This is a genomic window from uncultured Ruegeria sp., from assembly GCF_947489545.1.
GTDB lineage: Bacteria > Pseudomonadota > Alphaproteobacteria > Rhodobacterales > Rhodobacteraceae > Ruegeria.
This window is the reverse complement of sequence record NZ_CANLDZ010000001.1, coordinates 447,434-461,598: the sequence shown is the minus strand read 5'-3', so window position 1 is coordinate 461,598 and position 14,165 is coordinate 447,434. Positions and strand designations below refer to the sequence as shown.

Genomic DNA, 14,165 nt, shown 5'->3' with positions numbered 1-14,165 from the left:
TTTGCAAATTGAGTTGGAATTTTGGATATTGGAGAACGGCAACAAGGTGTCTGGGAAAAAAATACAACCCGAGCACTTTGCTACACATGATCGGGAACTGAGTGCTGAAGACCTAAAGGCGCGATTTGAGGCCGCTGCTCAGGTTTTGCGTGCGATAGCGGACTCCCCGGATGATGTGCAGCCGATAGTCGATCTAATTGTCGGGCTGGCAAAAAACCTGTGCGGAGCCGTTTTTGCCGGGCTTGTTTTGGGGCGCAAGGGCGACAAACTTCAGAGACTTGTGGCAAGTGTTAACTTGCACCCGGAAATCCAGAAATTGTGGGAAGACGGCAAATACACAATGGAGCCGGGAAACTCGCTTGTTGGGGATGCAATTCTGACAGGTCAGATTAATCGCGTACTGGACATGGGGGACACGGATTTCCACAGGTCAGGTGACGAGCGCTTCAAATTGATCGTCGACAAACACGGGTGTCGAAGCAATCTGTTCGTGCCCTTGATGTTGGAAGGTTCAGCGATTGGGTGCCTGATGCTCGCACGCGATGAAGTGCTGGCCTACTCGGATGACGAAGTCGAACTGGTTGAAACTTTCGCGTCACAGGCGGTTATCGCTATCGAGAACGTACGCCAATACCGCGAATTGCAAGCCCGCCTAAGTCGTGAAGCCGCAACGCGCGAAGTGCTCGAGATTATTAGCCGGTCTCGCGACGATGAGTCGCCGGTTTTCGAAGCTATACTGGATAATGCACAAGTTCTCTGCAAAGCACCGATGTCGGCTCTGGTCCTTGCAGAACCCGGTGATGCCGTTCAAACACTTGCGGCCTCTCGAAATATTCCTCAGGCGACAGTGGACATGTATGAGTCTGGCCAGATGCTGATGGATGCTGACTTGTCGTATAATGCACGCGCAATCATCGAAGGACGCCTGATACAATTCGCTGATATGAGCCAAAGCGATCTTTACGCTAAGGGTAGCCCGGTTGTACGTGGCATGGTGGATGAAGCCAAGATTCACAGCGTACTGTTCGCACCGATGATAAAATCGGGATACGCGATAGGAACGATAACGCTCATTCGTTATGATGTGGACCCTTTCAGCCCCGAAGAGATTGAGCTGGTCCAAACCTTTGCCGCGCAAGCTGTCATAGCCATCGAAAACGTGCGCCAGTACCGCGAAATTCAAGATCGGTTTGAACGCGAGAAAGCCTCCTCGCAGATCCTGGAAGTTATCAGCCAAAGTCGCGATGACGATGCGCGTGTCTTTGACATGGTTCTTGCGCAAGCAGCGCGAGTATGTAGAGCCGATCAAGCTGCATTGATACTGGCCAACGACGCCCGCACACTTGGTCGATTGGCCGCGAATTGGGGGCATGAACAATCCGCGTTGCACGTCGGTCAGGAATGGCCGCTGGATGGCCCGCTCTCTGCGGGAAAGGCAATTCTAACCGGCAAAGCCGTTCGGATCGATGACTACGCGGATACTGATTTTTACCGTTCCGGTGATTCGGTCGCGGTCAAAATGGTGGAAATCGAAGGTATCCGGTCCCGCGTCGCTGTTCCGTTGATGCTAAAGGACGTAGCCGTCGGTGCGATTGGACTCAGCCGGCGTGTCGTCCGCCCATTTTCTGACGATGATGTTCAGTTGATAGAGGCGTTCGCCAAGCACGCGGTGATTGCCATAGAAAACACCCACCAGTTCCGTGAAGTGCAGGAACGGTTAGAACGAGAGGCCGCGTCGCGCGAGATTCTGGAGGTCATCAGCCAAAGCCGGGATGACGATCAGCCGGTGTTCAATAGCATTCTCAAGAACGCGAGCCAGTTGTGCAAAGCGCCGCTTGCTTTCCTCTGCGTCGCAGATCATGAGCGGGGGGTGGCGACGATCCCCGCCAATATCGGTGCTCGTACGGATTTTGATGAGGCGCTGCAAGGGTTCGTTGAACCTCTTACCCGAACTGAGCTGGTCGCAATTCGCCCCATGATTGATGGGCAGGTCATCCGACAGGACGATATCGCGGATGATCCGCTGTATTATAAGGACCGCGACCCCAAGCGGGTGCAGATGGTTGATCTGGAAGGGGCTCGTTCGGTTTTGGCCGTGCCACTGATGAAAGACGGTAAGGGGCTCGGCGTCATGGTACTTTACCGACGCGAGGTCGCGCCGTTCTCGGACGACGATACCGCCCTTGTTCAGACCTTCGCCGCACAAGCTGTGATTGCCATGGAAAACGTCCGTCAATTCCGCGAAGTGCAGGAGCGGACTACCGAAATCGAAGAGGCGCTGGAGTACCAGACCGCCACATCCGAGGTTCTTGAGGTGATTTCAAAATCCCCCAACGAACTGGAACCGGTTCTTGAGTCCATTCTGACCGTATCATCTCGTATTTGCGCGCCGGAATACGCGTTCTTTGCAATGCTGGATGCTGAGGACGGTTTGTATCGCGTAGCGCTGTCGCATGATGTTTCTGACGACTTCAAACAGTATTTGAACGACAATCCCATTCTGCCAAGCGAAGGCACCTGTATCGGGCGTGCAGCATTGTCTGGCAAGTCAGTCTATATCGAAGATACCAGCCAGGACCCAACTTATGAATGGAAAGAGGCCGCCGCAATCGGTGACTATCTGACCACGCTTGGGGTGCCGCTAGTCAAAGACGGTGTCACGGTCGGCGTCATCGTGATGGCCCACAGTAAAGCCAGTGCATTCTCGAAAAAGCAAATTGGATTGTTGGAGACCTTTGCTTCACAAGCGGTAATCGCAATCAGCAATGCGCGGTTGTTTGACGAAGTTCAGGCTCGGACCGCCGAGGTCGAGGAGGCACTTGTCCGTGAGCAAGCCAGTGCCGAAATTTTGCAGGTCATCAACGAAGCGTCATCCGACCTGCAACCGGTCTTTGATCTGGTTGTCCAGAAATCAGCCGAACTGTGTGACGCTCAATTTGCAGTACTCGAACAATTTGAAGACGAGCATTTCCATTTCTGCGCGCAATTCGGGTTCCCACCCGAGACCTTAAAAACTCTGACTTCCGATTACCCGCTGAAACCTGCAAAAGGGCACATCGCGCCCTTGGTCGTAAAGACTGGTACTGTACAACATATGACCGATGCCTGGTCCTCTGAGTATTTCAATCCGGACCTTGCCAAGGCAGCTGGATACCGGCGTTTGATGGGTATCCCTGTCCGGGCTGACGGGCGCATCTGGGGCGTTGTGATAGTTGGGTGGTCCGAACCCGGTGCACCGCAGAAAAATAGCGTCGAACTTGTGCAGGGTTTCGCCAATCAGGCGAGCATCGCGATCGAAAATGCCCGCCTGTTCAATGAAACGCAAACGTCCTTGGCGCGTCAGACAGCCAGCGCGGATATTCTGCGTGTCATCAGCCAATCACCGGACGATGTGACCCCTGTTTTTAAAGAAATCGTTCAGGCAGGTATTCGACTGATCGACTGCGATCTGTCGATTGCCGGGCAAACCGATGGGCAGGACGTTTGGCAAACCGCGGTGGCCACGCCCCATGGTCAGGAAACTGAAATCTCCGAGGCGCGTTCGCCCTTGAATGCCGATGATAATTCGCCCGCACGTGCCATGGTCTTTGGCGATACCCTGCATCATGTCTATGGCCTGGACGATTTGCCGCCGCGCGATATCGCTCGCGCCGAAAAACACGGGTTCAGGGTCGGGCTGCACGTACCTATGATGCGCAAGAAGACAGCTTTGGGTGCTTTGACATTTGTGCGCAAAACCAAAAAACCCTTTAGCGCGGAGGAAATCGCTCTTGCGGAATCTTTCGCCGCTCAGGCCGTGATCGCGATCGAAGGAGCGCGCCTCTTCAACGACACGCAAACCGCCCTGGCACGTCAGACAGCCAGTGCCGATATTCTGCGGGTAGTCAGTCAAACACAGTCTGATCTTGAACCTGTATTTGAGGCAATTCTCAGTCGAGCCGCCAAGCTTTGCGCCTCACCCATGGCGAGTTTGAACATCGTCAACGAAACGCGCAGCCATGCCGATCTTGTGGCGCATCACGGGGACAAGCTTGATGTGATTGAAGTCGGAACAACCAGATGGGTGATGGAAGCAGGAGTGTCCATCGCCGATAGCATTCTCGAATGCAAAGCCATACACATTCGCGACCTCAAAGATACGGACAGATACCGCGCTGGAAATGCCATGCGACGCATGGCAGTGGATGAAGAAGGAATTCGAACATTTCTGACGATCCCGCTGGTTCAAAATGGTCAGGGAATTGGCAACATCGCTCTGTATCGACGTGAGGTCAAACCCTTCACCGCAGAAGAAATCTCTTTGCTGGAAAGCTTCGCCGATCAGGCCGTTATCGCCATCCAGAACGCGCGTTTGTTCAATGAAACCCAAACCTCGCTTGCTCGCCAAACGGCGAGTGCAGATGTATTGCGGGTGATCAGTGAATCCCCAAATGAGATCACACCGGTCTTTGAAGAGATTGTCAGATTGTCTATTGATTTGATCGGGTGTGACCTTGCTGTTGCGTTGCAAAGCGATGGAACGCAACTCTGGCAAGCCGCCGTCGCTACACCCGATGGTATCGAAACAGGATTTACGCAAACCCCATTTCCCGTTGATGCTGCCAACAACCTGCCGTCGCGCGCCATGCTAAGCGGTAAGAACAATCAGATAGGCCCGGACACACGCGTTGAAGAATTGCCGCCACGGGAGCGGGAGATAATCAAGAAGCACAAGTTTAAATCCGCAATGAATGTTCCCCTGATACGCGACACGGGAAGCATTGGCTGTCTGGTATTTGTGCGCAATTCAGGCGAGGTGTTTGACGACGAAGCAATATCTGTCGCTGAATCATTTGCAGATCAGGCGGTTATCGCCCTAGAAAACGTACGCTTGTTCAACGAAACGCAATCTGCGCTTGCCCGACAAACTGCGACCTCGGGCATCCTGGGAGTGATCAATAGTTCTCCGGACGATACACAACCCGTTTTTGAAGCAATTGCGCGAACGGCTGTAGAGATCACCGGTGCAATTGCCTGCACTTTTTTGCGGATTGAAAACGACTTATCGCACCTTTGCGCAACGCATGGTTTTGAAGAGGATTATCTGAGTGAAGCGGGAACTCGCGAGCCACTTGCATTACTTGAAAACACCGTAGTCGGAAAAACCGCAAAAGCAGGTAAGATCGTTGTCATCGAAGACACGCAGGATGAAAGCTATTACGATCACAAATTGTGCCGCAAGAATGGACTTTATCAGGCCCTTGGAGTGCCAATTCTGGTGGGGGGCAACATCTGGGGGGTAATCTCCCTAGGGTTTGGACACAAAAACATTATCCAGGAGACAACCAAGGAGATTATCGAAACATTCGCGGGTCAAGCTTCCATCGCTATCGAAAACGTGCGCCTGTTCAACGAAGCTCAGGAAGCTCGCGAAGCGGCAGAAACCGCCAATGAAGCAAAAAGCGCATTCCTGGCCACGATGAGTCATGAAATCCGCACTCCGATGAATGCTGTGATCGGGATGAGTGGACTGATGATGGACACAGAGCTTGACGCCGAACAGCGCGACTATGCCAGCACGATCCGCGACAGTGGTGATGCGCTGCTCGGGATCATCAATGAAATTCTCGACTTCTCGAAGATTGAAGCCGGCCAGATGGATATCGAAACCCACCCCTTCGATTTGCGCGAATGCATCGAAAGCGCGCTGGATCTGATCAGCGGGAAGGCGGCAGAAAAGCAACTTGATCTGGCCTATGAACTTGATGACGCATTACCGACTGCGATTAGTGCAGATCTGACACGCTTGCGGCAAATCCTCCTGAATCTGCTGTCCAACGCGGTGAAGTTCACCGAAAGCGGCGAGGTCGTCTTGTCTGTGCAACAAACAGCCAAGAAAAGGGGCGTTCTGGAACTGACCTTTATCGTACGAGATACCGGTATTGGCCTGTCTGAAAAAGGCATGAGCCGCCTGTTTCAGTCCTTCAGTCAGGCTGACAGCTCCACCACGCGGAAATACGGCGGCACCGGCCTTGGGCTAGCCATTTCGAAGCGGCTTGCCGAATTGATGGGTGGCACAATGTGGGCTAAGAGCGATGGCAAGGGACATGGATCCACCTTTACTTTCACAATTCGGGCCAAACCATCCAAACCCATCAAATCATCATCACGTGATCTGGTGGGGGTCCAGTCCGAGCTGGATGGCAAGCGCATCCTCATGGTCGACGACAATGCCACCAATCGCAAAATCTTGTCGCTACAAACCGAAAAATGGGGTGCTAAGACAACAGCGTTTGAAACGCCGTCTGAGGCCCTGGAGGCATTCGGGAAAGGCGACTCATTCGACCTTGCTATCCTTGATATGCATATGCCCCAGATGGATGGGGTTGAGCTGGCCAAGAAAGTCCGAAACGCGAACCCAAACCTGCCGCTGATCTTGTTCAGCTCTCTTGGTCCGCGTGAATTGGACCTTGAGGACGGCCTGTTTGTCGCGAACCTCGCCAAACCTCTGCGTCAATCGCATTTATTTGATACATTGGTCACCCTCTTTGAAACAAAGACCGCGCCGGTCAAACGCACCAAAATTGATGGCAAAGCGCAGACCGACCCAGAGATGGCCAAGCGTCACCCGCTACGCATCCTGCTTGCCGAAGACAATCTGGTGAACCAGAAACTTGCACTGCGCCTGTTGGAGCAGATGGGCTACCGCGCAGATCTTGCTTCTAACGGGGCCGAAGCTGTCGAAAGCGTGGCACGTCAGCGTTACGACGTCATTCTGATGGACGTACAGATGCCTGAGATGGACGGGCTGGAAGCGTCACGCCGCATCAACGCAGCCTTCCCCGGCAACAACCGCCCCCGTATCGTGGCCATGACGGCCAACGCCATGCAAGGTGATCGGGAAATGTGCCTGGAGGCGGGTATGGACGACTATATCGCAAAGCCAATTCGTGTCCCTTCTCTTGTCGAAACCCTTTTGAATGTTCCCAGCCAAAGAACGTGACCCATGACCAACGGCCCCATAGATTTAGACGTTTTCAACGAGCTCAAAGACGCAACCGGTGACGAATTTGCAGCCGAACTCGTTAGCATATTCTTGGATGAAGCTCCGGGAATGATGGCCGATTTGAATTCGGCCCTTGCGGCAGGAGATGCAGATGGGTATCGCCGCGCGGCTCATACTCTGAAATCAAATGCGACCACTTTTGGCGCGTATTCATTGGCTGAATTGGCACGCAAAATCGAACTTGGGGACATGCCAGGAGACGGCGACGTGACGGATGCGAATACCCTGCAAACTGCACTGGAAACGGTCAGATCCGCTTTGCAGGAGTTGATCTATGATTGAGTTGTCGGGGACGCTTCTGATTGTTGACGACAACAAGGTCAATCGCCTTCTTTTGTCGCGCAGCGTCGAAATGTTGGGACATAAGGCTTTGCTTGCCGAAAATGGCCGCGTCGCAGTCAATTTACTGGCCAAACAAGATGTTGACTTGCTGCTGCTTGATATTGAAATGCCGGAAATGAACGGATTTGAGGTTCTTGAAGTTCTTAAATCTAAGCCGGAATTTCGAGACATCCCTGTCATTGTGACATCCTCTGTTGAGGGGCTTGAAAACATCGTTCGCTGTATTGAACTGGGCGCCGATGACTACCTGCCCAAACCCGTCAACAAAACGTTACTAAAAGCCAGGCTGGCCAGTTGCCTTGAGAAAAAGAGATTGCGCGACGAGCAAAAGCGCCTGCTTGAGCGTTTCGCGACTAGTGAGGTGGCGCAGGACCTGCAAAGTTCAGGCTTTGTCATCGGTGGCAAACGCGCGCATGCGTCCGTTTTGTTTTGCGACATTCGAGGGTTCACCGGCCTGTCTGAACAACTCGAACCCGAGGCCGCGATAGAGCTGCTCAACACCTTTTACACGCTGATGTTCGAGGCGGTCACCAGCAATGACGGGATCGTTAGTCTTATGTTGGGGGATGGGCTGATGGCTCTGTTCGGAGTACCCCAACCGATTGAGAATTCGGCCCAAAGTGCGGTTCGGGCGGGGCAGGAAATGTTCGACATGATAGAAATGCTTAATGCTGAACGGGCCGGCGAGGGAGAAGGTGATCTGCAGATTGGTGTTGGCATTGCAACTGGTGAGGTCGTTGCAGGTTATGCGGGAACAGATAGTCGGGCGACATATACTTGCATCGGTTCCACCGTAAATTTGGCCGCAAGGTTGGAAGCGGAAACGAAAACTACTGGAAGTCAATTCCTTATCGATCAATCAACATTTGAACTGCTGGAGGAGGTCGAGGTGGCTCGAACCTATAAACGCACCAAGATCAAAGGCTTTGCTGAACCTCGAGACATTCACGCTTTGTGACTGGACTAGTCTAGGGGTAAAGTACAAAAAGTTCCGCCAGCTTGCGGGGCACTTTCTGTATAGGACATCTCGCCAAAGTGTGTACAAACTGCTTCCCACACTTTTGGATGCGTGCCAGTTAAATCAAGAGCAGTCTTTTCGACGCGAAAGCTGTCATTGGCGCTAGTCGCGAATATTTGCCGTGTGGCCCTTTGTCGTAGCGCTAAATCTCATCGCTGAAGGTCTGGAATGGGCCGGTCCTCATGAGAACTCTGGTGATTGCAGCAAGCCGGGAAATGCAGCGTTCAATTGATCTATCAACAACGTAGTATCTTCTACATCATCATTTCGACTACCAATGCGACCGTCCGGTCTGATCCATAAAGCCGAGCGCATAGCAATGCCCAGCCGATTGTGACAATTCAGCCCTGGATCTACCAGGAGTGAGTTTTCATCGAAATCAAGAACTCGGCGTGCGGCGGCCCCTTCGGTACTATGAGCGACTACGACCAGATCAAGTGCCTTTTCGCTCGCTCTGACAAGGTCAATTGCAGTTTTCACAAGTTGCTCTGCCTCCAATCCCCCATCACCGATCAGAAGAAGAATTGTGTTGCACGGCGACGACAACGCACCAGTGAGAAAAACAGCAGCGCCGTTTACTTTATGCAGGCGTATATCACCCGGCACATGAGTTCCGGGGCCGGGCCCAATCGGAGGCTGTTCTCCAACTGAAACTCTGCTGGCTTTATAATCCCCCATCACTGCTTCGTACCCATTTCCACCGTTTTCCAGATAGGCCCAAAAGTTCACCGCAAAGTGTCGAATTGCACAGCTTCTTTCGACTGGATCACTGATCGACCAGAGGTCGTCGTTTTTTTGGCCAACATCAATCATAGCGCGACCAACGGGTCGGCGTTCACTTTCATAGGTGTCTAAAAGAGCATCATCGGCGTGCCCAGAAACAACTGAGGCCAATTTCCAACCCAAGTTCATTGCGTCCTGTATACCGGTATTCATACCCCCAGCACTACTCGCTGACATGGCATGACATGCATCACCACAGATTAGCACCTTTCCAACTCGATAGTCAGAAGCCAATCGGGCCGAGCATCGAAAGCTGACATCTGAAATTGGTGGGCCGAGGCGCGCGCTCGGTGCAACATCACGCAGAATATCATGTAGCGAAGTCCAACTGTCATCACAGTGGTTTAACGAAAGAGAATATATTCTGAACGCTGATCTTGTCCGATAAACTGCGACCACAAGATGGTCGAGAAATAACATCCCGTGGTTTGCTGTGTATGGCCAACCTTCGATTTGCGCATCCAACACATGCCAGTGAAGGTCACTATCATGGCCTTCAAACCCAATCCCGGCAGCTTGCCGTACTGTACTGTGCACGCCATCACAACCAATCAGCCAAGAGGTTTCGATTCTCTCTTCCTCACCGGCTCGGTTTTTCAAGACAGAGATGACTCCTCTCGCACTCTGTTCATAACGTACAAGCTCCAACCCGCGCTCGATAAGAACGCCCAGCCTCTCCAGCCGCGCAATCAGAATTGGGACCAGATCATCCTCGCCGAGATTGAGGTGCCATGGCCAGCGCTCATCAGATGGTTCAGCATGCGCCGCAATTCTACCTTCAAAGGATTGCTCCATAGACTGAACCGGAACACCCAGCTCAAATATCTGATCAAGGACGCCCAACTGCTCCGCCGCATAAAATGTTGACGGCTTTACCACAAATGCGCGCGGCGTGGTTGGGGCGGATGTATCGCGGTCGATGATGCGCAGATCAATGCCACGTCGCGCCAGTTCAATCGCCAGCACCAACCCGCTGGGCCCGGCACCAGACACAAGTACGTCAGTCAATGAAACACTCCTTTCGGATTTTTTGCGTCATTCTGAGGAACTTCGCAAACCCATTGTCGTTAAACTGATTTCTTTCGACCGCCGTGCACAGATCAGGATTAGCACGAATGAGGTGTTGTCAGATTGACTTCCCGCTCGCAAAGAAATTCTGACATTCGGACTTCAAGATGCTCGGGCGGCGGCGTTCCAGATGTCAAATTCATCGACGCCATCTCTGTTTCCGTTCTCTTGGAAAGTGAGTTCACATAGGCAACCTTGTGTTTAAGATATACCAGCCGCTGCTCAGTATGCCGGCCTTTTCAGCAAAGTGGAGATTGCATTGAAGGACTTGGACGTTCACATCGCTTTGCGTTGGAGATCTTCGAAAAACCGAAATGCTGCGCTGTGCACCAATGACCACTCTTGGGACTTGATCCTGGGTCTCTGAGTAACCGCTAAGGGCCGATCCTCGCGTAGAAAAGCCGCTGCGAGACGGCATGAAAGACGCGCCATTGTTGGTTACGTCTCCGAAGCTCTTCCGAAGGACGTAGTCTGCTGCGTGACGGTCTGTAGGACCTCATCCACAAACCAGCGAATGGCCGGGTTGAATTGCCCCCGCTCATGCCAGAGCAGGTAATAGGAGAATTCCGCCCCTGACCTGAAGGGTACCGACAAGATGCTGGAGAATGAGGAGAGTTGAACTCCCAAACGTGACGGAGCGGCTGTAACGGCGTCACTGTTTGCGACGTGGAAAGGCATTGAGGTGAAGAAGGGTACAGACAACATTGCCGGGTCGCCATTGCTGGTCGCGCGCATTACGGTATCCGCACGCAACCGATCAACCGTCGGGTAGCTGAATTCAATCTGTCGGTACGGTGTGATATCCGGTGGTTCTAGAAAGCCCTTCTGCGCAGCAAGCTCATGCAATGGATGACCCTCACGCATGAGAAGGACGTAGCTGTCTGTGAAGATTTTTTTGACAATCAGATCACCCTTCACATTGAGCCCAGCGTAAAAGACGAAATCAATTTCGCCGTCTTGAATTTCCGAAAAACTGTCTGGAACCAATGGTGTTACATCCACTCTAACATGTGGCGCTGCCGTCGCCAGCCGATCGACAAGCGGCCCAATGATGCAGGCCGCAGCATAGTCGGTACCAGCGATGCGAAATCGCCGACTTGAATGGGAGGGGTCGAACTTGGGCGGCAGAAAAACCGCTTCGACTGCGTGGATCGCCTCAAGCACCGGTTCCTGAAGCGACAGGGCGTGATCCGTCAGCTGATACCCTGCCTGAGTTCGGATTAACAATGGATCGCCGGTCAGATCCCGAATGCGGGCAAGAATGCGACTTGCTGCGGGCTGACTGATCTCAAGCAATTCAGCAGTTCGGGTCACGCTGCCAGTCTGCAACAAGATTCGCAGAAATCGCAAAACGCGAAAATCCATCGAAGCTAATTCATCATTCAGTTTTTGCATGACCAGCATGCTATTTGCGTTATTTGCGTTATGTCAAGCTGCGTACATTTAGATCTCATCGAAACTGAACACGATGAGGAACCCCCATGAGACTTGTCCAATTGGCTATCATAGCCGGGAGCGTCGTTTTTGCAGCCACCATGGTGCTTGCCGATGTATCGACCGAAACGCACGACCTGAACCAAGATGGAGTCGTGACGTTTGAAGAAATGCTTGAGTATCACCCTGCGGGAATTGATCGGACCCAAGCGTTTATTGATCGTCACAGGGCTATTTTCGATGGCGCAGACACGAACGGTGACGGCGTCGTCGACGCGAGCGAAAACCAGGGTGGCGGTGCTGGAAAGATGAAAGTCAAGGGCGCCAAGAAATCTTGATGTCCAAGTCTTCAGCTCCAAGGCTGAAAGACCAAACGATGAATTCCAGCCTCAACAATGCACGTAAAGCCCTGAGATTGAGGGAGAAGAAAATATGCACACAACCCGCCGAAACTTAGCTGGGCAGATGGTACTCTGGGGTGCCGCAGCAACGATTCCAGCATCCATACCTAAGTACGCCACAGCACAAACGAGAGCTTCTGGCATGTACGAAATACGCGATGTGACATTCCCCAGTGGCCAGGAGACGCTTGCTGGCAAACTCTTCATGCCTACAGGCGAGGGTTTGCACCCTGCGGTGACGATCATGGGCCCCGTGGCTTTTGTAAAAGAGCAATCACCAATTCAATACGCCACAAGGCTGGTGCAACAGGGCCTTGCGGTTTTGATCTTTGACCCGCGCAATCACGGCGCCAGCACAGGTGAGCCGCGCCGGTTTGAATCCGGTGAGGCAAAGATCGAAGATCTTCGCGCTGCGGTCGATTTCCTTAGGGAACAGGATGGGATTGACCCAAGCCAACTCCATCTCCTTGGAATCTGTCAGGGCGTGAATTGGGCGATTGAAGCTGCGGCTCAGGACGAGCGGATCGCATCGCTTGGAATTGTTGCCGGTCACTACCTGACCCCCGATACGGCAATCATGTATCTCGGCGAAGCTGCGTCAGTCGAGGCGCGCATGAACCGCTCAGCGGCGGCCGCCGCGAAGTTCTCCGAGACCGGTACGGTGGACTATATTCCAATAGTCGGTTCCCCCGAAGCCCTGTTGACAGCCACGGCCGTCGCCGAGTGGTATCTGCCATGGGACAACGAAGCGCCGTGGTTTCTCCACCGCGGTGGTTGGGAAAACCGGATTACTGCAATGAGCGAAGCGGGAATTTGGGGCTGGCAGATCAGCGACGCGGCATCGCGCCTCTCATTGCCGGTTCTCATGGTCCACGGTGACAAAGCCGCCAGCGGCCCGGATATTCCGAAGCGAATCTATCAACAGATCCCTTCGGCCCATAAAGCACTTCACTGGATCGATGGTGCCAATCAGCTTCAATTCTATGAGGACCCGCTGACCATCGACCGTGTCGTTGCGGCTCTTGGGCCGTATTTCCGAGGTGAACAGATCAACCTTTAACGTTGCTCCGATACGCGGTGATCACGAGCAATCCACAAGTTCTGGTTCGTGATCATCCGAAATGGTCAATCCCCCCCCTTTGCCCCAACGGCAGACAGTTTCAGAGAGAATTTTAATGATGATAAAACGTTTGAGCGCCTTGTTAACTTTGACGATTATTCAACCTGTTTCCGCGGAAGAGGTCCTGGTCAGTGGCCTGCCACCCTTTACCGAAGCAATCCTGCCTTTTGAGGCAGACGTCTATGCGATTTCTATCGGCCCTGGTGGCCCTGGTGAAGAATTTGGATCCCAAGCCACCAATGGTGGGCTATATAAACTCGGACCGAACGGCGTACATGAGAGTATCACTCTGTCAGACGGCGAAGGTCTCCGCAACCCGACCGGGTTGGTTGAACTTGGCGATCAAATCGTCCTTGTGGATGGCAATCAAGTAATCTCGCTCTCCCCCGAAGGGGACGTCAACTGGCGTAGGAGTTACGACGAAGAAGGTGTGTTCTTCTACGATGTCGAGGTTCTGAACGGTGCAACTTTGCTTGTCAGCGATTTTGGGCGTGGAGGCTTTGTCAGTGTGTCGGCAAACACGGGCGATATCCAACCGACCCTGAATGATGTTCAGATCGATGGTCTTGCCAGATTTGAGATCACCGACGATCAAATCTATGCGGTGTCATGGGGTACTGATGACGCTTGGGATAGCGCTGTTTATCGTATCTCGGGTTTGGGTGAGGCCGGTCTGTCAGAAAAACTGGCGGGTGGATTTGGAAACCTTGAATCCGTTGAGGTTGTAGAGGGAACGGTGGTTGTCGGCGGCTACCGTGGGCATCAGGATCACCAGGCGTTCAAGCTGATGCAGTTGGACACTGAAGGCAGAGTAAATTCACTCGATGCAGGGTCAAACACCCATGGCGTTTCTGATATCTACTCCGACGGTTATTCCATCTGGTTGAACTTTTTCTATGATGGGGCTTATGCCAAGATACCTGCAAAGCATGTTCTACCTAGTAGCTAAACGCG

8 protein-coding genes are annotated in these 14,165 nt (G+C 52.9%); 6 read left to right on the top strand and 2 right to left on the bottom strand.

Annotation, left to right across the window (positions count from 1 at the left end):
* Positions 1-46 precede the first annotated feature (46 nt).
* Genes Q1B13_RS02200 through Q1B13_RS02190 form a run of 3 tightly spaced genes read left to right on the top strand, consistent with a single transcriptional unit; the run spans position 47 to position 8,345 of the window.
* Positions 47-6,982, top strand: coding sequence for a GAF domain-containing protein (locus tag Q1B13_RS02200; RefSeq protein ID WP_299077709.1), 6,936 nt, complete (start codon positions 47-49; stop codon positions 6,980-6,982).
* 3 nt (positions 6,983-6,985) lie between these two features.
* Positions 6,986-7,327, top strand: a complete 342-nt coding sequence (locus tag Q1B13_RS02195) for an Hpt domain-containing protein (RefSeq protein WP_299077706.1) — start codon at positions 6,986-6,988, stop codon at positions 7,325-7,327.
* Positions 7,320-8,345, top strand: coding sequence for an adenylate/guanylate cyclase domain-containing protein (locus tag Q1B13_RS02190; RefSeq protein ID WP_299077704.1), 1,026 nt, complete (start codon positions 7,320-7,322; stop codon positions 8,343-8,345). The genes Q1B13_RS02195 and Q1B13_RS02190 overlap by 8 nt, the downstream gene beginning before the upstream one ends.
* 240 nt (positions 8,346-8,585) lie before the next feature.
* On the opposite strand, the gene Q1B13_RS02185 is transcribed toward Q1B13_RS02190, so the two are convergent.
* Positions 8,586-10,196, bottom strand: a complete 1,611-nt coding sequence (locus tag Q1B13_RS02185) for an FAD-dependent monooxygenase (protein ID WP_299077701.1) — start codon at positions 10,194-10,196, stop codon at positions 8,586-8,588.
* 498 nt (positions 10,197-10,694) lie between these two features.
* On the bottom strand, positions 10,695-11,651 hold the full coding sequence (locus Q1B13_RS02180) for a LysR family transcriptional regulator (RefSeq protein ID WP_299077698.1): 957 nt from the start codon (positions 11,649-11,651) through the stop codon (positions 10,695-10,697).
* Between the two features lie 86 nt (positions 11,652-11,737).
* On the opposite strand from Q1B13_RS02180, the gene Q1B13_RS02175 reads away from it, so the two are divergent.
* The 3 genes from Q1B13_RS02175 to Q1B13_RS02165 all read left to right on the top strand — a co-directional run bounded on the left by Q1B13_RS02175 (position 11,738) and on the right by Q1B13_RS02165 (position 14,160).
* Positions 11,738-12,028 carry a hypothetical protein gene (locus Q1B13_RS02175; RefSeq protein ID WP_299077695.1) on the top strand — a complete coding sequence of 97 codons (291 nt, stop codon included), beginning with the start codon at positions 11,738-11,740 and terminating at the stop codon, positions 12,026-12,028.
* Positions 12,029-12,233: 205 nt separating this feature from the next.
* Positions 12,234-13,151, top strand: coding sequence for an alpha/beta hydrolase (locus Q1B13_RS02170; RefSeq protein WP_299077692.1), 918 nt, complete (start codon positions 12,234-12,236; stop codon positions 13,149-13,151).
* A 115-nt stretch (positions 13,152-13,266) separates the two neighbouring features.
* Complete coding sequence (locus Q1B13_RS02165) at positions 13,267-14,160, top strand: hypothetical protein (RefSeq protein WP_299077690.1); 894 nt, start codon at positions 13,267-13,269, stop codon at positions 14,158-14,160.
* The last annotated feature ends 5 nt before the right edge of the window (positions 14,161-14,165 follow it).

What these genes read in the sequence shown, in the direction of transcription:
- Q1B13_RS02195 (WP_299077706.1), top strand. Translation starts at nt 6,986, where the DNA reads ATGACCAACGGCCCCATAGATTTAGACGTTTTCAACGAGCTCAAAGAC.
- Q1B13_RS02190 (WP_299077704.1), top strand. Translation starts at nt 7,320, where the DNA reads ATGATTGAGTTGTCGGGGACGCTTCTGATTGTTGACGACAACAAGGTC.
- Q1B13_RS02180 (WP_299077698.1), bottom strand. Translation starts at nt 11,651, where the DNA reads ATGCAAAAACTGAATGATGAATTAGCTTCGATGGATTTTCGCGTTTTG.
- Q1B13_RS02175 (WP_299077695.1), top strand. Translation starts at nt 11,738, where the DNA reads ATGAGACTTGTCCAATTGGCTATCATAGCCGGGAGCGTCGTTTTTGCA.
- Q1B13_RS02170 (WP_299077692.1), top strand. Translation starts at nt 12,234, where the DNA reads ATGTACGAAATACGCGATGTGACATTCCCCAGTGGCCAGGAGACGCTT.
- Q1B13_RS02165 (WP_299077690.1), top strand. Translation starts at nt 13,267, where the DNA reads ATGATGATAAAACGTTTGAGCGCCTTGTTAACTTTGACGATTATTCAA.